Origin of the sequence: Catenovulum agarivorans YM01 (genome assembly GCF_000281085.1) — a bacterium.
In the GTDB taxonomy this organism is placed as follows: domain Bacteria; phylum Pseudomonadota; class Gammaproteobacteria; order Enterobacterales; family Alteromonadaceae; genus Catenovulum; species Catenovulum agarivorans.
On record NZ_AJWM01000041.1, the window covers coordinates 141,807 to 162,665 of the forward strand.

General features: G+C 40.7%; 12 protein-coding genes. 9 read left to right on the forward strand and 3 right to left on the reverse strand.

What is annotated here, in order from left to right:
• The first annotated feature begins 262 nt into the window (after positions 1-262).
• The 5 genes from WSC_RS0100490 to manD are packed head-to-tail and all read left to right on the forward strand — an operon-like array spanning position 263 to position 5,388.
• Positions 263-1,309, forward strand: coding sequence for a glycoside hydrolase family 43 protein (locus tag WSC_RS0100490; protein ID WP_016953949.1), 1,047 nt, complete (start codon positions 263-265; stop codon positions 1,307-1,309).
• 43 nt (positions 1,310-1,352) lie between these two features.
• Positions 1,353-2,351, forward strand: a complete 999-nt coding sequence (locus WSC_RS21485; RefSeq protein ID WP_016953950.1) for a C4-dicarboxylate TRAP transporter substrate-binding protein — start codon at positions 1,353-1,355, stop codon at positions 2,349-2,351.
• Positions 2,341-2,871 carry a TRAP transporter small permease gene (locus WSC_RS21490; protein WP_016953951.1) on the forward strand — a complete coding sequence of 177 codons (531 nt, stop codon included), beginning with the start codon at positions 2,341-2,343 and terminating at the stop codon, positions 2,869-2,871. The genes WSC_RS21485 and WSC_RS21490 overlap by 11 nt, the downstream gene beginning before the upstream one ends.
• Positions 2,868-4,139, forward strand: coding sequence for a TRAP transporter large permease (locus WSC_RS0100505; RefSeq protein WP_016953952.1), 1,272 nt, complete (start codon positions 2,868-2,870; stop codon positions 4,137-4,139). Before WSC_RS21490 ends, WSC_RS0100505 begins: the two co-directional genes overlap by 4 nt.
• Before the next feature lie 40 nt (positions 4,140-4,179).
• Positions 4,180-5,388 (forward strand): D-mannonate dehydratase ManD, encoded by a 1,209-nt coding sequence (manD, locus tag WSC_RS0100510; protein WP_016953953.1) that lies wholly within the window; start codon positions 4,180-4,182, stop codon positions 5,386-5,388.
• A gap of 53 nt (positions 5,389-5,441) precedes the next feature.
• Here manD and WSC_RS0100520 read toward each other — a convergent pair whose 3' ends face one another.
• A complete protein-coding gene (locus WSC_RS0100520) occupies positions 5,442-7,391 on the reverse strand; it encodes a sialate O-acetylesterase (protein WP_026016581.1) in 1,950 nt (649 codons plus the stop codon).
• A 247-nt stretch (positions 7,392-7,638) separates the two neighbouring features.
• Between WSC_RS0100520 and WSC_RS0100525 the strand changes: the two genes are divergently transcribed.
• The 3 genes from WSC_RS0100525 (at position 7,639) to WSC_RS0100540 (ending at position 14,149) form a co-directional block, all read left to right on the forward strand.
• Positions 7,639-8,649, forward strand: a complete 1,011-nt coding sequence (locus tag WSC_RS0100525) for a glycoside hydrolase family 43 protein (RefSeq protein WP_237716253.1) — start codon at positions 7,639-7,641, stop codon at positions 8,647-8,649.
• A 43-nt stretch (positions 8,650-8,692) separates the two neighbouring features.
• A complete protein-coding gene (locus WSC_RS0100530) occupies positions 8,693-10,804 on the forward strand; it encodes a PQQ-dependent dehydrogenase, methanol/ethanol family (protein WP_016953957.1) in 2,112 nt (703 codons plus the stop codon).
• Between the two features lie 441 nt (positions 10,805-11,245).
• Positions 11,246-14,149, forward strand: coding sequence for a TonB-dependent receptor (locus tag WSC_RS0100540; RefSeq protein ID WP_016953959.1), 2,904 nt, complete (start codon positions 11,246-11,248; stop codon positions 14,147-14,149).
• An 87-nt stretch (positions 14,150-14,236) separates the two neighbouring features.
• Here the strand turns inward: WSC_RS0100540 and WSC_RS0100545 are convergent, their stop codons facing one another.
• Together WSC_RS0100545 and WSC_RS0100550 are read right to left on the reverse strand one after the other, a co-directional pair.
• The gene (locus WSC_RS0100545; protein WP_082196085.1) at positions 14,237-16,303 is read right to left on the reverse strand and encodes a TonB-dependent receptor; all 2,067 of its coding nucleotides are present in this window, start codon (positions 16,301-16,303) and stop codon (positions 14,237-14,239) included.
• 99 nt (positions 16,304-16,402) lie between these two features.
• A complete protein-coding gene (locus tag WSC_RS0100550) occupies positions 16,403-17,731 on the reverse strand; it encodes a glycoside-pentoside-hexuronide (GPH):cation symporter (RefSeq protein WP_016953962.1) in 1,329 nt (442 codons plus the stop codon).
• A gap of 382 nt (positions 17,732-18,113) precedes the next feature.
• Between WSC_RS0100550 and galB the strand changes: the two genes are divergently transcribed.
• On the forward strand, positions 18,114-20,855 hold the full coding sequence (gene galB / locus WSC_RS0100555; protein ID WP_016953963.1) for a beta-galactosidase GalB: 2,742 nt from the start codon (positions 18,114-18,116) through the stop codon (positions 20,853-20,855).
• Positions 20,856-20,859: the final 4 nt, after the last annotated feature.

Sequence of the window (20,859 nt, forward strand, 5' to 3'; positions counted from 1 at the left end):
TAAAGTGCATTTAAATCAATGTTTTAATCTGGATTCGGCAAGCTGCCTAGTTGGTGTTTTGTTACAATTTATTTAATCTTTGGAAGGTTATTTTAAATAAAAAAATAATAGTGAGGCAAAATTTTCATTTTTAAATTTGCTAATCTCCGCCAAAACATCCTTATTGTTGTGTTGACTATTTATAATTTGTTTCTATAATGTTCGAAAGATTGAATATACGCATGTTAGATAGTGCGTCAGCAAATTAGGTATTGGGTTAAAGATGTTAAAAGAGAAGTTAAATTTAATTAGTGATGCTGAACGTGTACAAAAGCAAGATATGCAAAAAGCAGCTAGCCTAACCTCAATAGCAGAGCCGTTAGTTACGCACATGTACACAGCTGATCCGTCTGCGCACGTATTTAATGGCAAAATTTATATTTATCCATCACATGACATAGAAACGGACTCGCCGGTTAATGACAATGGTGACCAATATGCTATGCGTGATTACCACGTTTTTTCTCTAGATTCAGAACTAAGTGAAGTAACAGACCATGGTTGTGTTTTAGACGTAGCGGATGTGGCTTGGGCGGAAAAACAAATGTGGGCACCGGATGCCGCAGAAAAAAATGGCAAGTATTATTTGTATTTCCCTGCGCGTGATTATCAAGGTGTGTTTCGTTTAGGGGTTGCCAGTGCAGACCAGCCGTGTGGCCCATTTGTCGCCGAACAACAGCCTATGCAAGGCAGTTTTAGTATAGATCCGGCGGTATTTTGTGATGATGATGGCCAACACTACATTTATTTTGGAGGCATTTGGGGCGGACAATTACAACGTTGGGCAAGCGGTAAATATCAGGATAAAGACATCTATCCAGCTGACGATGCACCCGCTTTGTTACCAAAAGTCGCCAAGTTGTCTGATGATATGTTGGAATTTGCGCATCCTGCACAAGACATTCAAGTGATTGATGAAAATGGCGAACTGATATTGGCTGGTGATACTGACCGACGCTTTTTTGAAGGTCCTTGGTTGCATAAATACCAAGGCAAATATTACTTTTCCTATTCTACCGGCGATACCCACAAAATTGTTTATGCGACAGGCGATTCACCGTATGGACCTTTCACCTATCAGGGCGTCATACTCGAACCTGTGTTAGGTTGGACGACTCACCACTCCATAGCCGAATACCAAGGGAAATGGTACTTGTTTTATCACGATTGTACTTTGTCTGGCGGTCAAACTCATTTACGTTCTATGAAAATGACAGAGCTGACTTACGATAAACAAGGTAACATCAAGACGATAAAACCCTATGTTTAACCTGTTTATCCGCTCCAATAGTTGAGCCTTAGGTTGAACTGATATGAACAAGCGTTTTCGACTCTATTTGCTAAGTTGCTTAACCGCTATTATGTGTTGGGCTGGGCAGGCTGCTGAGCAACTCAACGTTGTTACTTCACTAAGCCAGAGCGATCCTATGTATCATGGCTTGATAAAATTTAAACAATTGGTTGAGCAAGCTTCAAATCAGTCAATAACTATCCAAATTTTTATTGGTTCACAACTTGGCAATGATAATGACATTCTAGAGCAAGCCATGGCCGGGGCGCCGATCGCTGTGCTGGTCGACGCTGGGCGCTTAGCTTTTTATCAACATGAGATTGGCGTGGTCGGTGCTCCTTATTTGTTGAATAATTTAGCTGAACTTTCGCTGTTAATAAATTCTCCTATTTTTGCCAACTGGTCAAAGCAGCTTGCAAAGGATTCAGGGTTAAAAATTTTAGCTTTCAATTGGTGGCAAGGACAGCGGCATGTTTTGGCGAACAAAATTGTTCGCCAACCTGAAGATTTAGCCGGTATTCGTTTACGCACTATAGGTGCGCCTGTGTGGATTGAAACAATTCAAGCTATGGGGGCGACACCAACACCATTAGCTTGGGCAGAAGTATACAGTGGTTTGCAGCAGCAAGTGATTGATGGCGCGGAAGCACAGCACGCAGGCACATATGGGGCAAGGCTTTATGAAGTTATCTCTTACATCAACAAAACCGCTCACATCAACTTAATATCAGGACTAGTGGCTAGCAATCACTGGTTCGAAAAATTATCACTTCAACAGCAACAAATAATCTTAGATTCGGCACTGGTTGCTGGTAAGTTTGCGAGTGACTTAGTTGTAGAAAAAGAATCTGAAATTGAAGCTCAACTGATTGCTGAAGGTATAAAAATTATTACCCCTGACATCAGTGAATTTCGACGCGCGACTCAAGTTGTTTATCGAAATTTAGGTTATCAAAAGCTTCAGCAACAAATTCGCACCTATCTAAACCAGCAGGCTGTTGGGGTAAAAAATGTGGAATAAAATTGAAAAACAACTTACCGCATTGTTGTTGTTATTAATTGTCATTTTGGTTTTTTTAGCGGCTTTGATGCGCACATTTGGCCAACCTATTATTTGGTCTGTTGATATTGCGCAGCTCCTGTTTGCTTGGGTTGCAGTATTAGGTGCAAACCAAGCGCTCAGGCAGGGTAGCCATGCTAAATTAGATGTATTCCAGCATAAACTTACATTGGCGCAACAGATAAAGCTGACTTTTGTGTTAAACCTTTTTGCCATCGGCGCTTTGGCTGTATTAATTTATTATGGTGTCCAGCTTGTTCAACTAAACCCCAAGCGAACACTGGGGAGTACTGAGTTATCTTATGCTTGGGTAACAGCGGCTATTCCAGTTGGAGCAAGTTTAATGGCAACAACTTTGATTGTTCAGTGCCTTGAGCTAATTAAATTTTCTTCAAGTCTCAAGATGGTGACACCGCCTGCAGATCTTCCCTTGCATATAAAGGCATTAGTTGAACGACACGAGCAAGAGGTGAATAAATGATTTTTTTACTATTTATTGTGTTGCTGCTGCTTGGTATGCCGTTGGCTTTTTGTTTATTAGTTAGTGGCTTAAGTTATTTCGTTTTAGCCGACAGTTTGCCGATGCTTGTAGCTGTACAGCGTATGGTTGCAGCGAGTCAAAGTTTTCCTCTATTGGCAGTACCGTTTTTTATTTTGGCTGGTCATATCATGAATCATTCAGGTATTACCCAGAGGTTAGTCCACTTTTCCAACGTATTAGTTGCGTGGATAGCTGGCGGCTTAGCGCATGTCACTATTGTTTTGAGTGCGCTGATGGGAGGCGTGTCTGGTTCTGCGATTGCTGATGCGGCAATGCAATCACGAATATTAGGGCAGCCGATGCAAGATTCTGGTTTGAGTCGTGGTTTTAGTGCCGCCGCCATATGTGTTAGTGCATTAATTACCGCCTGTATTCCACCTAGTATTGGATTAATTCTCTATGGGTACATAGGCAATGTATCCATAGGTAAATTGTTTATCGCAGGTTTGTTGCCAGGACTATTACTTACGTTAACTATGATGTTAGTTGTTTATTGGCAAGCTAAAAAACATGGGTTTAAAGCAGACAACGCAGTTAAACCAACAGGTAAACAAATTTTAGTGGCGATGAATGATTGTAAATGGGCTTTATTGTTTCCAATTATATTAATTGTCACGATACGTTTTGGAATTTTTACCCCGTCTGAAGCTGGGGCGTTTGCAGTTGTGTATGCATGTGTAGTTGGCAAACTCGCTTATACAACATTAACACTGCAACAAATAATTCAATCACTCTACGAAAGTGTTTCTGATATTGGCATGATAATGTTGATTATTCTAGCGTCCGGCATTATTGGTTATGTTGTTGCGTTCGAGCAGCTCCCAGTTACGATAACTGAGAGCATGTTAAGTCTTACTCAACAGCCAATCTTGATTATGTTTATTGCATTATTTTTACTGCTATGTATTGGCGTGATAATGGAAGGCACGGTAACCGTTTTACTGTTAACTCCCATTTTAGTGCCTATGGTGCAGTCCGTCGGTATAGATCCAGTGCATTTTGGTATTTTAATGATGATTATGGTGACTTTTGGTGGGACAACTCCTCCCGTTGGCGTTGCCATGTATGCCGTTTGCAATATATTAAAATGCCCAACGAGTGAATATATCAAGGGCGCTTGGCCATTTTTCGCAGCAGTCATTTTCCTCGTCGCTGTGCTCGCGGTATTTCCGTCAGCCGTGATGTTTTTACCTAATTTATTGTTTTAACCTGAGCGGTTATAACTCAATACATAAAGTGGAGCTAACAATGAAGATAGTTGATGTTCGAGTGATAGTTTGTTCACCAGGGCGTAATTTTGTTACGTTAAAAATTGTCACTGATGAAGGTTTGTATGGCATTGGCGACGCTACCCTGAATGGCCGAGAGAAAAGTGTTGTTAGTTACCTACAAGATTATGTTGTACCTATGCTCATCGGCAAAGACCCGCAGCGCATTGAAGATATATGGCAATATTTGTACAGAGGCGCTTATTGGCGCAGAGGTCCTGTTGCTATGACAGCGATTGCAGCCGTTGATACCGCGTTGTGGGACATAAAAGCTAAAGCTGCCAATATGCCGCTCTATCAGCTGTTGGGAGGGCGCAGCAGAGACAAGATAATGGTATACACTCATGCAAATGGCGCTGATATCGAATCTACCTTAGATGCGGTCGGTGAAGCAATTGACATGGGTTACAAAGCTATTCGAGTACAGTCAGGTATTCCTGGCGTAAAAAGCACCTATGGTGTTGCGAAAGCTGGGCATAAATATGAGCCTGCCGACGCGGATTTACCGAGCGAGACGGTTTGGTCGACTGAAAAATACCTCAACTTTGCGCCTAAGTTATTTCAAGCTGTACGTGAACAATATGGTGATGATATTCACTTGCTTCACGACGTCCATCATAGACTTACGCCAATTGAAGCTGGTCGTTTAGGTAAAGAATTGGAGCCGTTTCATCTATTTTGGATGGAAGATCCAGTCGCTGCTGAAAATCAAGATGGGTTTAAATTAATTCGGCAGCATACCACAACCCCAATTGCGGTAGGCGAGGTATTTAACTCAATTCACGATTGCCAAGCTTTGATTCAAAACCAGTTAGTTGATTACATTCGCTCAACAGTCGTGCATGCGGGCGGGATCACTCAATTAAGACGTATTGCCGATCTCGCGAGTTTATATCATGTGCGTATGGGTAGCCACGGTGCAACAGATTTATCGCCTGTCTGTATGGGCGCTGCATTGCATTTTGATTTTTGGGTACCAAATTTCGGTATTCAAGAGCACATGCCGCACAGTGAGCTGATGGAATCAGTATTCACTCGAGCGTATCAGTTCGACGATGGATATTTTACCCCTGGTGAAGTTGTCGGGCATGGTGTGGATATTAATGAAGAATTGGCGAAAAAGTATCCATATAAAAGAGCATGTTTGCCGGTAAATCGGCTTGAAGATGGCACACTTTGGCATTGGTAAAAGTGTTCAAACAATACCAAGCGCTAAAGTTGAATCTTTAGCGCTTGATGATTTTAATCGCAACCCTGAGTAACAGATAATTCAGCTGGATAAGCGGGTAGATTAAATTGGTTAAATAAATTGGCGCGTTCTGGGTTGCTCTGCCAAGCATAGCGGACATATTGTATTTTCTGCGCGCTATCAAGATGTAAAACAACCTGTTCTTGCTCAATTGTTGCATCTACCCATTGGTAATGCTCCCCATCCTGTGACACGGCAAAACCACCTAATTTTTCACCTTTAACCATCAGCCCATGTTGTGGATTAGCCAATGTGATAGCTATGTTATTTGATTGCGCTAAATATGCACATGTTAATATAGGTCCTTGATAAACAAACTTGCTTTTTCCATAGACTGTATTTAAAGCCGCCAAAGCAAATCGCTCACCAACAGACTTTTTATTTAATGGGTGAATATCGTTCCACTCGCCCACATCAATTGCTGTGATCATAGCAGTGTTTGTTAATTTGAGTGCGTGAGCTTGGGCGGCTCTGGTTTCAGCCCAACCTGAGATTGAGGGATCATTTTCAGCTTGTAGGTAGTTGGCTAATTGGGTGAAAATGAAAGGTAAATCTGGACGGGAAAAAGTTTCGCGCCAGTCATTTATCATGGCTGGGAATAGCTTTCGATATGTTATTGGGTCGTAGGTATTTGATTCACCTTGATACCAAATGACCCCTTTTATTTTTGTGTGTTTAAGCGGTGCTAACATCGCATTATACATTGCATTTGGTTGCATATGCGGCCAAAACTGACTGGCTGGCGCTTCAGTCATTTTGTGTCCAAATCTAAATTTCCAAATACCAGCTAAGTTAACTTTACTATCATCAAAGCTCAGCTGATAAGGCTTATCCATAACAAATCCACCTTTGCCATGCTGTGAAACTATGCGCACAACCAGGGTATTTTTTCCGGGTTTGAGTATGTCTTTGTTCACTGTGTAACGTCTTGGTGGATATTGGTAACCAACCCCTCCGACCTCAATCCCATTCACATAGGCGGTATCAGAATCAATGATTCTACCAAGTTGTAACAAAGCGGTTTGCTGAGCTTGGGCTTGGGTCAAATAAAATTCAGTTCTGTACCAAGCTACGCCATTGCTACTTTCGCTGCCTTGATCACTCCAGTAGCCAGGTACGGATATGCTTCGCCAATGTTTGTCGTCATAATTAGGGTTTTGCCACTGATATTTTATCCCTAGATCAGCTTGCTCAAGCTCAGAAAACCATTGTTGTTGGTTAACTAGATCTTGTTGGCGGGTGTTTTCAATATAATTTTCTTGTTGGTTCATTTGCATAATTTGGAAATCGGTCGGAAATGCACTTAAGGCTTTTTCGCTCATCCACCCTTGTGCTCTAGAACCACCGTAAGCATTGTTAATTATCGCAACTGGTACGCCGGTATTTTGATGAAGTTTTTTAGCAAAAAAATAACCGACAGCAGAAAATTCAGCTAAGTTCCCTTGTTCGGCTTTGTCCCACTGGCCGGCTTCTATTTGCTGTAATGGACCTTGATAGGCTGAACGTTTAGCAACTTTAAACTGCCGTATTTGAGGAAAGTGGTCTTGTGTGTATTCATTATGATATGTGTATTTTACTCTTTCTATTGGCAATTCCATATTTGATTGACCAGATGCAAACCAAACATCACCGAATAGCACATCATTAATATGGGTGATACCGTCATTGCTGACAATCTCTATTTGATAAGGCCCGCCAGCTGACATCTGAGGTAAGTTTATTTGCCAATAACCGCTAGAAATACGAGATGATACGACATCCTTGCCATCAATGCGCACAGTAAGCGAATCGACTCTATCTGAATAGCCGCTTAGTGTATTGGAAGTATCTCTTTGCAGCACCATGCCGTCACTAAATTGGGGCGCTAGGGTAATCTGACTCTGTGCGTCAACACACATTAGCAGTAGGCTTGTTGTAACTAATTTAGACAAAGGTTTATTCATTGCATCTAGTTGTTAATTTAACAATAAGGTTAATTTAGTCTTGTTTAAACATATATTCAAACTTTTTGTCAACATATCGGCAAAAAGTGCCTTTTAATGCGCTAAATGAAAAAGATTTTTACATTGTTTTAAATTTTGTTTTGAAAAACTAACGAAATTTCCTTATTATAATTATTATGGTTTTTGTGACTATATATTAACTAGGGTCAAGATGAAATTTATTAAATATACTGCCGGCATGTTGTTGATGTGCGGCTTAATTAGTTGCCAAGCAATAAAATCAGATAAGGCGCAGTCGAAAGCTGCGCCTCTCGTTTCACAAATTTATACAGCAGACCCTTCTGCGCATGTATTTGACAATAAGTTATACATATATCCTTCTCACGACGTTGACAGTGGTATTGCTTCTGATAGTGATGGAGTACATTTTGCGATGCGTGATTATCACGTTATTTCGCTAGATTCAGTTGATCAACCAGCAACACTGCACCCAAAAGCGCTAGATGTCGATGACGTGGCTTGGGCTAGTAGGCAAATGTGGGCACCTGATGCGGCTGAGAAAGACGGTTTATATTATTTATACTTTCCAGCAAAAGACAAAAATGACATTTTTCGTATTGGCGTAGCTGTTGCCGACAATCCTACTGGGCCATTTAAAGCGCAACCTCATCCTATAGCTGGAACCTATTCAATTGACCCTGCCGTATACAATGACAATGGCGAGTATTATTTATATGTCGGTGGCATTTGGGGTGGGCAATTGCAACATTGGCACTATGGTAAATTTCAGTCGCAAGCTAAATATCCTGCAGACAATGAACCAGCATTAATGCCCAAAGTTGCAAAACTTGCAGATAATATGTTGTCGCTTGCTGAACCTTTAAAAGATTTAATACTGCTCGACCAGAACGGTAAAGCAATTACTCAAGGTGATAACGACAAACGTTTTTTTGAAGCTGCTTGGATGCATAAATACCAAGGTCGATATTATTTTTCTTGGTCTACCGGCGACACCCATAAAATTGTCTATGCTATAGGTGATTCACCTTACGGCCCATTTGTTTTTCAAGGGACTGTACTAGAGCCGGTGGTCGGTTGGACAAATCACCATTCTATCGCTGAATTTAAAGGTAAGTGGTATTTATTCTTTCACGATAGTGCCGCCTCTAACGGAGCAACGCATCTACGCTCGGTCAAAATGTTAGAACTGACATATGACTCTGAAGGTAAAATTATCCCTATTAATGCATACAAATAAGCGTCTATATGCCTATATCGTCATTTATAAATTTGGATTAATCATGAAAAAACTTATACAGCCAATAGGCTTAATTTTTGCGTTATTCGTTAATAGTAGTTTTGCTTCGACTAAAGTAGACCATGCCGCTTTGGTCAATGCAGATAGCAGTAACGAGCAGTGGCTTACCACAGGTAAGAATTATCAAGAGAACCGCTTTAGCCCACTTAATCAAATAAATCGTTCAAATGTAAAGGATTTAACTTTAGTTAATCGTACCTATTTACCCGAGTGGCGCGGCATAGAAGCTACGCCGATACTGATAGATGGCACTTTATATTTTACTGGGCCTTGGAGCAAAGTATTTGCGGTAGATGCCAAATCAGGCGAAATACAGTGGACTTACGATCCTCAAGTACCCAAACAAACAGCAATAAATGGTTGCTGTGATGTTGTTAACCGTGGCGTCGCCGCTTGGGATGATAAGATTTATTTTGGCACTTTTGACGGACGACTCATTGCGTTAGAAAGAAAAACTGGCAAATTAGTTTGGCAGAAAAAAACGGTTGATGAGACTAAACCATACACAATCACAGGTGCGCCAAGAATTGTCAAAGGGTTAGTTTTTATTGGCAATGGTGGCGCTGAGTTGGGGGTTAGAGGTTACTTCTCAGCTTATGACGCTCAAACTGGTGAAATGAAATGGCGCTTTTACACAGTACCAGGTAATCCAAAAGACGGGTTCGAAAACGAGGCGATGCAACATGCTGCAAAAACTTGGACTGGTCAGTGGTGGAAATATGGTGGGGGTGGCACAGTTTGGGACTCTATGGCGTATGATCCTGAACTAGATTTACTCTATGTTGGAACCGGCAATGGCTCGCCGTGGGATAGAAATCATCGAAGTCCACAAGGGGGCGACAATTTGTATCTTTCGTCGATATTAGCGTTAAAGCCTGAAAGCGGAAAATTAGTTTGGTATTACCAAACAACCCCAGGTGATTCATGGGATTTTACTGCGACACAGCATATGATTTTGGCTGATCTAAAAATAAAAAACAAAGTCCGCAAAGTACTCATGCAAGCGCCAAAAAATGGTTATTTTTATCTCTTAGACAGAACCAATGGTGAGTTAATTAGGGCTGATGCCTTTACTTATATGAATTGGTCTACCGGCATTGATATGCAAACGGGTAAACCGATTGAAAGTGATTTTGCTCGATATCAAGATGTAAATGCCGAAATAGCGCCGAATTATGATGGTGGACATAATTGGCATCCAATGTCATTTGATCCCGAGCTTGGTTATGTGTTTATTCCAGGACGTAACACTGTGTCTTTTTATGGACGCGATCTTGATTGGGAATTCAATAAAACAGGTTTTGGTACTGGGGCCGGTTGGAATTTAGCCATAGGTACGCGCCCAGATAAACCTTTTATTCGTGATAAAAAGGCTCCTCCAAGGAATGGCTTCTTAAAAGCTTGGAACCCTCTAACGGGTCAGGCCGCGTGGACTGTCATTCAAGATGAGTTTTGGAATGGCGGTGTGCTCGCAACAGGCGGAAAACTCGTGTTTCAAGGAACCGCCGATGGATACTTAAAGGTGTATAACTCTGCTAATGGCGAATTGTTATTAAGTTATCAAACAGGCGTTGGTATCTTAGCTGCCCCCATGAGTTATCAACTAGACGGTCGACAATATATAACTGTCGCGGCGGGTTGGGGCGGTGGATACGGTATGAAAAATATTCATACCGATAAACTAAGATCTGGCCAGCTCCTGACGTTTGCATTAAAAACTGTTGAAAATCAACAGGAAAACATTGTCCACAAGAACAATTTAGTTGAATTTGACCGTTTTTCTCCTGCCTCTTCACCCATTCAGGTTAATCAGCAGTGGCAAACAGATGCTGACAAATTTCAACGTGGTGAAACTCTATTTTATGCAAATTGTGCGGTATGCCATGCTGTCAATGAAGGGCGCGGTGGCGTTGCACCTAACTTAAGGACTAGCCACATGATTAAGCAACAGGTGTTACCTATGGTATTGTTAAACGGTGCACTGCTCAGTCGAGGTATGCCGTCTTTCAGTGGCAGACTAGATCAAACCGAAGTAACAGCATTGAGTCACTTTTTAGAAAGTTTACAAAATAATAAACGTCCTTCAAAGCAATAGAAGCTTCTTCCGATAGGGCTATTTGTCAATGGCCCTACATTTTTACCTACCGTCACCTAAACTTACTAATCTGGGCCTATGCCTATGCTTGATAAAGTCACATGGACAAAAACATGTTTGATCTATGCTTAATGTTAAGGTTATGTATCTGTTTTTTACCGTTAAATCATATTTATTTGATAAATTTAGCTTTTTTATTGGTTGGTATTTATCTTATTGGGGTTTTAAGCAAGAAATTTATTATGACTATTAATCCAAGGTGTAAATAAAACGATAAAATAATGAAAAAAATGTAGATAAACATAAATTCTTACGATATAGTTCAAACAACTAAAAGCATATAGTTTAAATGACATTATAAGCTTTTTTGAAAACTAGTAAGAATAATAGCCAGCAGCAGCTTTAACAAAGTTTGGCAAAACACAAAGCAAAGAGGGTTTTATGAATACACATAATATTTTCAAATTTAGCCGTAAAGGTTTACTGATGCTTGCAGTAGCATCGGCCGCAGCAAATGCGCAAGAAGTGAATGAAAGCGAAGCTGAAGCGCAAACCGAAGCAGCTGAAGTGATTATGGTTAAAGGTTATCGTGGTAGCTTATTAACTTCAGCCGCAGCAAAGCGCGACTCACAAGGTTTTGTCGATGAAGTTTTTGCAGATGATATCGGTAAAATGCCTAGCCAAAATTTAGCGGAATCGTTAAGTCGTATCCCAGGTGTAAAAATTAATCGTGATGTAACAGGTGAAGGTCAACAAATATCTGTACGTGGTTTAGGCCCAGGTTTTACAAAAATTGCGCTAAACGGCAATGCAATGGCTATCGCATCTACTGGCGCGCTTGGTGCTGGTAATCGTAATCGCGAAGTTGATTTAGACATGTTCCCAACTGAATTGTTTAGTAGTTTGGCTGTATCAAAAACAGCAACTGCAAGCCAATTAGAAGGTGGGGTTTCTGGTTATGTAAACATGCGTACTGCACGTCCTTTTGACAGCGCAGGTGAGCGCTTTAAGTTCTCGTTAGAAGGTGCGTATAACGATTTAGCAGAGAGCGTTGACCCTAAATATTCAGCTGTTTACAGCAATACGTTTGATAAATTTGGTGTATTGGTTGGTGTTGTCGGCTCAAAAGCAACTAAACGCGTAGACGGATATGAAGCAACTGTTTTATACACTGACGGGTGCGTAGCTAAATGGGATAACCCAGAAAGAACAGCATCTTCTTGTGTTGAAGGCAGTGAAGGTTTAAACCATTTCTTTTGGAGCCCTGAAGCAACAGCAGATTACGCGGCAGCGCACCCAGGTGTGAATGTCGGTGACCCTGTCGATCCGATTGCCACTTCAGGTTTGTCAGCTCAAGCTTTAGATACAGCGAATGTTCCGTATTTAGGTCGCCCTATGTTTACCTCTGGCGATACAGACAAATTCACAAGTTTAGTTTCACTGCAATATCGACCAAATGACGATATGGATATTGTGTTAGACCTTATGTATGGCGAAGCCAACAAAGATTTTGTTAGAACTGAGGCCATGTGGTGGGGACGCCGCAATTATTTGCACCAAGGTGCAGCTATGATCCCAGAAAATTTGACCGTGGCAGATAATGGCTACTTAGAGTCTGGTACCTTTTACAACGCGCACGTTTGGGTCGGTTCACATGATTACAAAGAAGAGTTAGATTTTGTAAGTGTCATGCCAAGCCTATCATGGCAATTAACCGATATGTTAAAAATGGATGTTTCGGCAAGTATGACAGAGTCGAATTTCTTCCGTGACGAGCCGTACGCTTATTACATGGCACCAGCTGGTACATTGACCTACAAAAACGATGGTACTGTACCTAGTTTTGGTTTCTCTCATGATCCTTCAGATCCAGATATAGGATGGACTTGGGCCAAAGAATATGATCAGAATGGTGATGGCTCAATTTCTTCAGATGAAAAGTTTGGTAATACTTTCTTAATCAACCAAAACAAGCGAGAAACAGAAACTCAAGGTTTCCACTTAGATTTTGCTTATGGCGAAGCACCTGATTTTGCTGGCTTTAAATTTGGTTTAGCTTGGGATAAAAACAGTAATAGTATGCGTAGTTTTGGTGGTTCAAGCGAATTTTACCAGCAACACATTGTTGGCTCAGGTGTGATTGAAAACTTTGGTGATTACATCACTGACCCTGTTGTTGATGATTTGGGTAAAGTCATTGATGGTTACAATGCATATTCAGGTATTGCACAACTTGATTGGAATAAATTCTATCAAGCGACCAACTACGCTCAATTTGAACCAATTGAAGGTGCGGGTGACCAATTTGGTCAGTCAGCTGGTGACATCGAAGAAGAAGTTTTAGGCGTTTATTTTGAAGCAAATGCAGAAACTGAGGTTGCAGGTCGACTACTGCGTATGAATACAGGTGTACGCTGGGTTGATACAAAACAAAAAGTAGCAACCATGAATGCAGCGACAGAAGCTGACTATAGTAAGCTGTTGCCGTCAATGAGTTTAGTTTATGAAGTGCATGATGATGTAAAACTGCGTGCAAGTGCCTCACGTAGTTTAACAAGAGCAAATCCTTCTGATATGTACCCTAACGCAGCATGGTCATCATCAGGTGTTGAATCTGCTAGAGCGGGTAATCCGTATCTGTCTCCATTTGAAGCGACCAACTTTGATATTGGTGGTGAATGGTATTTCTCAGAGTTAGGTTATCTAGGTGTAACTTACTTTGAAAAAGAAGTTACTGGCTTTACTGAATCCGGCACTGTATCGGTTCCTTTCTTAGAGTTACCTGGCTATGGGTTGGACATTGAAAACTTGGGTGATTCACGTGCAGAATCTCTTGAACAATGTGGTGGTGCAGAAAACTGTACAACATTGGTAACAACTTTAAGTAACATTAATAGTGTTGCTAAGTTGAGCGGTTTTGAAGCTGTACTTGTTATGCCACTTGATTTTGTTGTTGACGGTTTAGGTTTTAATGCAAGTGCGACGACAATCAATTCGAGTGCACAAGACCCTAGAGCAATGATCACAGGTATTGCCGACTGGACTTACAACGTAACTGGATTTTATGAAAACGAAGACTTCCAAGCTCGTTTAACTTACTATCATCAAGATGGCTCGACGAATTGGTTCTCAGTATTCGATCGCCCAGTTATGTCAATGGATAGAACTCAGGTCGACTTCTCTGCAAGTTACAATCTGCCACTAGAGTATGATTTAACCTTAACCTTTGATGCATATAACTTAACCAATGAGCAAATTGGCTCATGGTATGAGTATTCTGGTGTGACATACGATGTGTTCTATTCTGGCACAACCTACACACTAGGTATTCGTGGTTCGTTTTAATTAATCGCGGATAATTTGTACCGTCGTAAAATATGCTGACGGTTTTAATGAAAGGCCAGGCGCTTCTGCTCCTGGCCTTTTTTGTTGTTAGTTGTAGGAAATTTGTAGGTACAATCTGCTTGGTTGACCAACGAAATATCTGTAATTGCCAAAAGCAAAATCTGCTCGCTCTGCATAGGCTGTATTGAACGCGTTGTACCATTGTAATCCCAAGCGCCAATTGTTGGTCATTTGATATTGCCATCTTAGGTTAACCAAGTTGTGACCATCATATTTTGCGCTATTTTCAGGGTTTAGATAATATTCAGCCATATGTTGATACTCTAATTGCAGCAAATTCTGGTTATTTAATTGCCAATTTAGCCGTGTTGAGGCGATTAAATTTGGTGCTGTATCCATTTTGTTGCCAGTCATATTGATGTCACTATTGGATAAATCAGGATCATTGGTGTAAACATGTTCAGCTAGACTTAAATTGGCATCAATCGAAACGAATTGAGTTAAATTTTGGCTTAAATCAACTTCGATTCCACGATGGCGAGTTTTTGCGTCATTGACATAATTTCTCTGACTATCTAAAAAGATAACGTCAGATTTGTTCATTTGAAACATAGCAAGTTTCAATTGACTTTTATTCGAAACAAAGTGGTAACCAATTTCAAGTGAATTGGCCTTTTGGCTATCTATCTCTGGCTGCATTTGACCGTTTTGCAATCGGTAGAGTTCACTCGTATGCGGTGCTCTAAATGCATGATCTAATTTTATATATGTTGAAGCTTGCTGAGTTAACCGGTAATTCAGTTGCCCATTCCAAGATAAGTTATTAAAGCTGTCATTGCGATCATCAGGTCGAGTGTAGCGGCAGCCAGAACCAGCACAATTGCTACCATCATCCTTGCTGTTACCGCTTAACATTAGATTGTCGTATTGATATTTTACCCAGTCCCAACGAAGGTTAGTTGCTAAGGTCACAACCGAACTTAAGTCATGTTCTAAGCCTATATAGACAGCAAAATTACTTGCATCAACTCGATAGTCGTAGTGCTGTCCCGCAGGTAATATCGAATCTAAAAAGGCTGATCCTGAATTTGTTGAGTTTTGTTGTTGCTGTTGTACAAAACCTCGGGATAGGTCTAAATCAGCACCTGTGGTGATAATACTTTCGTTTAACTTGTATTGAAATACGGCTTGAGCTCCTAGGCTATGGTGGCCATTTTTTTCGTCTGGTTGACCGGGTAGATAATGCATTAAAAATTCCATTTCATTCCAGCGTAAATAGGGGGTTACTGCCCAAGAATAGTCGCGACTGCTTTGACTTAGCTTAGATTGTGCATTAACTGATATCGCCTTGCGGTATGCATCCGGAATGGCGTTGGTTCGAGTTAAACTATCGTTTTTATAACTATTTTCTCCGGCCTGTAAATATCCTGCTGTTTGTTGTGACAAGTGACTCAGATAAATTTGATTAGTCACATCAATATCGGCAAATTGACTTTGTTGCTTTACCAGCAACTTCTGTTGGTCATAACCTGAACTGTGTTGATATCCACCATCATGTGTTAACGCTAAGCCCAGATATAAAGGTGAGCTGTCTGTGTTTGTATGTTGGCCTTTAAGTTTGATATATCCGTCTGGCCCGAGTGTCAAATCTAGAGTGTCGAGAGCTTGAGTTGGCTGCGGCGATTTTATATTAATCAGTCCATGCACTGCACTGCTACCATATTGTGCAGAGTGTGCCCCTTTGACTACGTCAATTTGACCTGCTAGCTCAGAGCTTGAGTCAAATAATTCATTGACGTTACAAAACCCGGGAGCTCTCAGGGCGACGCCGTCTTGCATTAACAAAAATTCATTACATGCCCCTGCGCCAGTAAAGACAGGCGAACGTATTGCCAATAGTGATTCTTGGCCGTTTCCTCGGCTCAACCATGTACCACTGACTTGGCTCAGCATTTGGTTTAAATGCTGAAAGTTGTTGAGTTCAAGTTGGGAGCCGATAAGACTGATGTTATTCGACGACAAATCACTAGCGAGTAGTCCTCGATTTGCTGTAACGTGGATGACTTCTTGTGCTATTGCAGTCAAGCTCAGGCCTAAGCCAACTATGCTAGAGCATTTAGTCAGTTTTATCAGAGATTGTTTATTTCGTTTCATAATGGGTAAACCGAAGGTTGTCTGGAGTTTTACTGAGTTAATAAAAGAAAAAGCCCTATTAAAATAGGGCTTTTTCAGAAATTTGGTTGAAAGTTGCAGTTAAGCTATTTGCTTTTGAATATCATAGAGTTTGCCTTCGGTTAGTTTGTATTTAACCATAACAATAGCGGCTATAAACAACAGAACAGCTGGGATAGCAGCAAATCCAAGCATGATACCCGTGAGTGCTTCATTTGTTTGCGCTTGATTTGGAACATAATTATAAGCACTTAATATCCAACCCGCCATTGCACCGCCAATTGCAAATCCAAGTTTAATACCTAATAAATGGCCGGAGAAGGTCATCGCCATAACTTTTTTACCTGTTTTTAGATGGCCATAATCTACAGTGTCAGCAATCATAGAAAACATTAACGGTGTGACAATCATATGTACGAAGTTAGCGATAAAAAAAGTAATGAATATTAGACTGACTTGATCAGCAGGCAAAATAAACAAGACTGCATGTGACAATACGCCAATGACTAAGCCGAATTGGAACAAGGGCTTTTTACCAAATTTTTGTGATAAAAAATGAGTAGTAAGTGCACCCAATACCGAAGCAAACATCCCTAGGGTTAAAAAACTACTGGTTAAAGATTCGTCACCGACATAATATTTTATATAGTGGGGAGCGATAGCAGAGCGTAAACCAATTAGGGTTAATACAAATACAGTTGTTAATAACATAACAACCCACTGGTCGTTCTTAAATAAATTGCCAAAGTCCTGAAGTATGTTTGTATCTGAGGTATTTTTGATCTCTTCCCTTTCTTTTGTTAATAAAAAGCACACTAAAAAACACACAACTGCTAAGCTAGCTAAAATCGCCATTGCGTATTGATAACCTGCTTGTTTACCGTATTCAGCAAACGAATCGACTAATTGAGGCAATGCCCAAACAACGATAACACCACCACTCATTGCCATTGCAAAGCGGAAAGACTGTAATGAAGCGCGTTCTTTTGGATCATTTGTCATAACACCACCTAACGCGGAATAGGGGATATTGATAGCGGTATAACAGGTCATTAATAACGCATACGTGATGTAGGCGTAAATTAGTTTGCCGTCTTGCGATATGTCTGGCGTTGTGAAAGCGACTACAGCTAGCACTCCGTAAGGAATTGACATTAATAGTAAATATGGGCGGTAAGTTCCAAAGCGCGTGCGTGTCCTGTCTGCAATTCCACCCATAATTGGGTCTGTAATACCGTCAAACAACCTAACTACCAACATTAAAGTACCTGCGGCTGCAGCACCAATACCAAATACATCGGTATAAAAAATAAGCATAAAATTAGCAAGTATCTGAAAAACAATATTACTTGCTGTGTCTCCTAGGCCATACCCTAGTTTCTCTTTTATAGAAAGGTTTTGTTTAGACATCACAAACATCCAAATATCTTATAATGGTCATATAAACTATATAAAGAATGGTGAAATGTAAACCTGTTTGTTTCATTATTTATTACATTTATTAAAAATCTATCTGACTAAATGTGACTTAGTTGTAAAAATTTTGCTGGATTAACTAGATTTTTGAATTTTACCATTATATAGTAATTAGGACTATTATGTTTTGTTTTAGAATTTAACTTTCATAATTGCAGTTATCTATATGTAAATCACATATTTATCGTGAGGTTTTAAGTAGAGTTAAGATTTAATGGGTAAATGGTTAAACCAACCCATCAGGCTTTACGACGCTGCTGACGGCTCACTTTGATGATTAACAATAAGATTGCATTGAAAGCACAATGGATAGCATATGAAAAAATTAGTGTTAACTTTATTTGGAGCGCTTACGCTTAATGCATGTTCAGGTGTCAATGAGGCGCCGAGAAACACTGTTGAAAGTAAACCTGTCCGAGAAATTCAATCTTTGAATCAGGACTGGCGTTTTTATAAATACCCGGACACAGCATTGGCAGATAAGCTGATTTATGACGTTCGCCCTGAAGTTACCGTGTTTAAGGATGATAAAGATGCCGACAGCAGACCAACTGATGCGGTCGCGGTAGAAAGTACCCAACAAGTACTAAAAGCTTGGATATTGCCAACAGGCAATAAGTTTATCAGCGATCTTAGCAACAAGCATGTAAGGCCTGATGGAAACCCTGGTGCTGATTTTGCGTTTGTGCAAGATAACTATGATGATGCGAATTGGCAATCTGTCGACTTACCGCATGATTGGGCAATCAATGGGCCTTTTTATCAAGGTGAAAACCCAGAAGTTGGCGGCGGTATGGGGCGCTTACCTAGTCCGGGGGTTGCTTGGTATCGCAAAGATTTAACCATCAGCGAACAGGACAAAAATAAACAAATCTATCTAGATATTGAAGGCGCTATGTCCTATTCAATGGTTTGGCTTAACGGAAATTTAGTCGGTGGCTGGCCGTTTGGTTATTCATCTTATCGGTTAGATTTAACGCCTTATGTTGAATTTGGTGGTGCAAATCAGCTTGCTATTCGTTTAGATAATCCTAACCATTCTTCGAGATGGTATCCCGGTGGTGGCTTGTATCGAGACGTATGGTTGGTTAAAACCTCACCTGTGCATGTTGCACAGTGGGGAAGCAAAATTCGAACTGTATCTGCGACAACTCAGCACGCTGAAATTAGTGTTGAAGTGAATGTGGAAAATACCACTGCCAATACTCAATTGGTAGAAGTGCAAACTGATATTTTTGCATTAAATGCTCTAGGAGAAATAGATGGCGGTTTAGCTGCACAGACAAATAAAAAAGTTGTGCGGATTCAGGCAAACAGCAGTGCTGCAAGTCAAGTACAAGTCTCGTTAGACAATCCTAAATTGTGGGGACCTAAACCACAACAAACGCCAAACATGTATACGGCAATTACTAAGGTGTTTAAACAAGGCAAACTTATTGACCAATACCAGAGTGATTTTGGCATTCGTTCTCTAAAGTTTGATCCAAATTCGGGTGTATATGTAAATGGTCAATTAATCAAACTAAAAGGTGTGAATCAACACCATGATTTAGGCGCGTTAGGTGCTGCATTTAATCGCCGTGCTGCAGAGCGCCAACTTGAAATCTTACAAGAAATGGGCACGAATGCTATTCGAATGGCACACAATCCACCTGCTCCAGAATTACTAGAACTCACTGACAGAATGGGTTTCTTGGTGATGAATGAGTCTTTTGACGTGTGGCAAAAGAAAAAAACTCCGTTAGATTTTCACCTTATTTTTGATGACTGGCATGAACAAGATATGCGCGCATTGGTTCGCCGCGATTATAACCATCCTTCTGTCATTATGTGGAGTATAGGCAACGAAGTTGGAGAGCAATATGATGATCAAGCCGGCTATCAATTGGCTCAGCACTTAACTGATATCGTAAAAAGTGAAGACCCTTATCGTCCTACAACAGCTTCGAAAAATTGGGCAAAACCAGACATGCCATTTGCGAATGGTATGGACGTAATTAGTTTAAATTATCAAGGTGAAGGTATCCGCCAAGATGCAATTTTTGATTCGGTGAAAGACCGTATTAAAACAAAACCTCAATACGCGCCATACCATAGGGCACATCCAGATAAAATTATTCTTGGTAGTGAAACTGCTTCTGCGATTAGCAGCCGAGGTTTTTACACTTTTCCTGTAACCGACAAACTGAGTTCACCTGCTCGTGATGGCATGGGTGGCGATTCAGTTGCAAAACATGTCAGTAGTTATGAACTTTACGCGGTCGATTTTGGTTCGTCTGCAGATAAAGTATTTAAAGCGGTTGAAAGTAACCCGTTTGTGGCTGGCGAATTTGTCTGGACTGGCTGGGACTATTTAGGCGAGCCCACCCCGTATTATTCAGCGCGAAGTTCATATAACGGAATTATTGACCTAGCGGGTTTTAAGAAAGACAGATTTTATTTATATCAGTCACATTGGCGAGCTGAGTTACCTATGGTGCATATTCTGCCACATTGGAATTGGCCTGAGCGTGTTGGCAAAGTGACACCTGTGCATATTTTCACCTCGGGTGATGAAGTGGAGTTGTTTTTAAATGGGATGTCTTTAGGTCGTAAACACAAAAAACAATATCAATATCGTGTGCGCTTTGATGATGTGGTTTATCAGCCGGGTGTGTTAACTGCGGTCGCATACAAAAATGGTCAGAAGTGGGCTGAGTCTAAGGTGCAAACTACCGGAAAAACCGCGCAATTAAACTTGTCGGTTGACCGTTCAACTATAGTTGCCGATGGCAAAGACTTAGCCTTTGTAACGGTAAAAGTACAGGATAAAAATGGTTTAACCGTACCTAGAGCGGATAACGCAATTCAATTTCAAATTGAAGGAAATGGTGAAATTGTAGCAACCGACAATGGTGACCAAACTGATTTTACCCCATTTAACTCACATCAGCGTAAAGCCTTTAATGGTCTAGCTTTGGTGATAGTTAAAGCTAAAGCAAATACCAATGGCCAATTTAAGCTGGTAGCAAAGTCTGCAGGTTTAACGGCTGATAGTATTCAAATTACAGCGAAATAAGAGT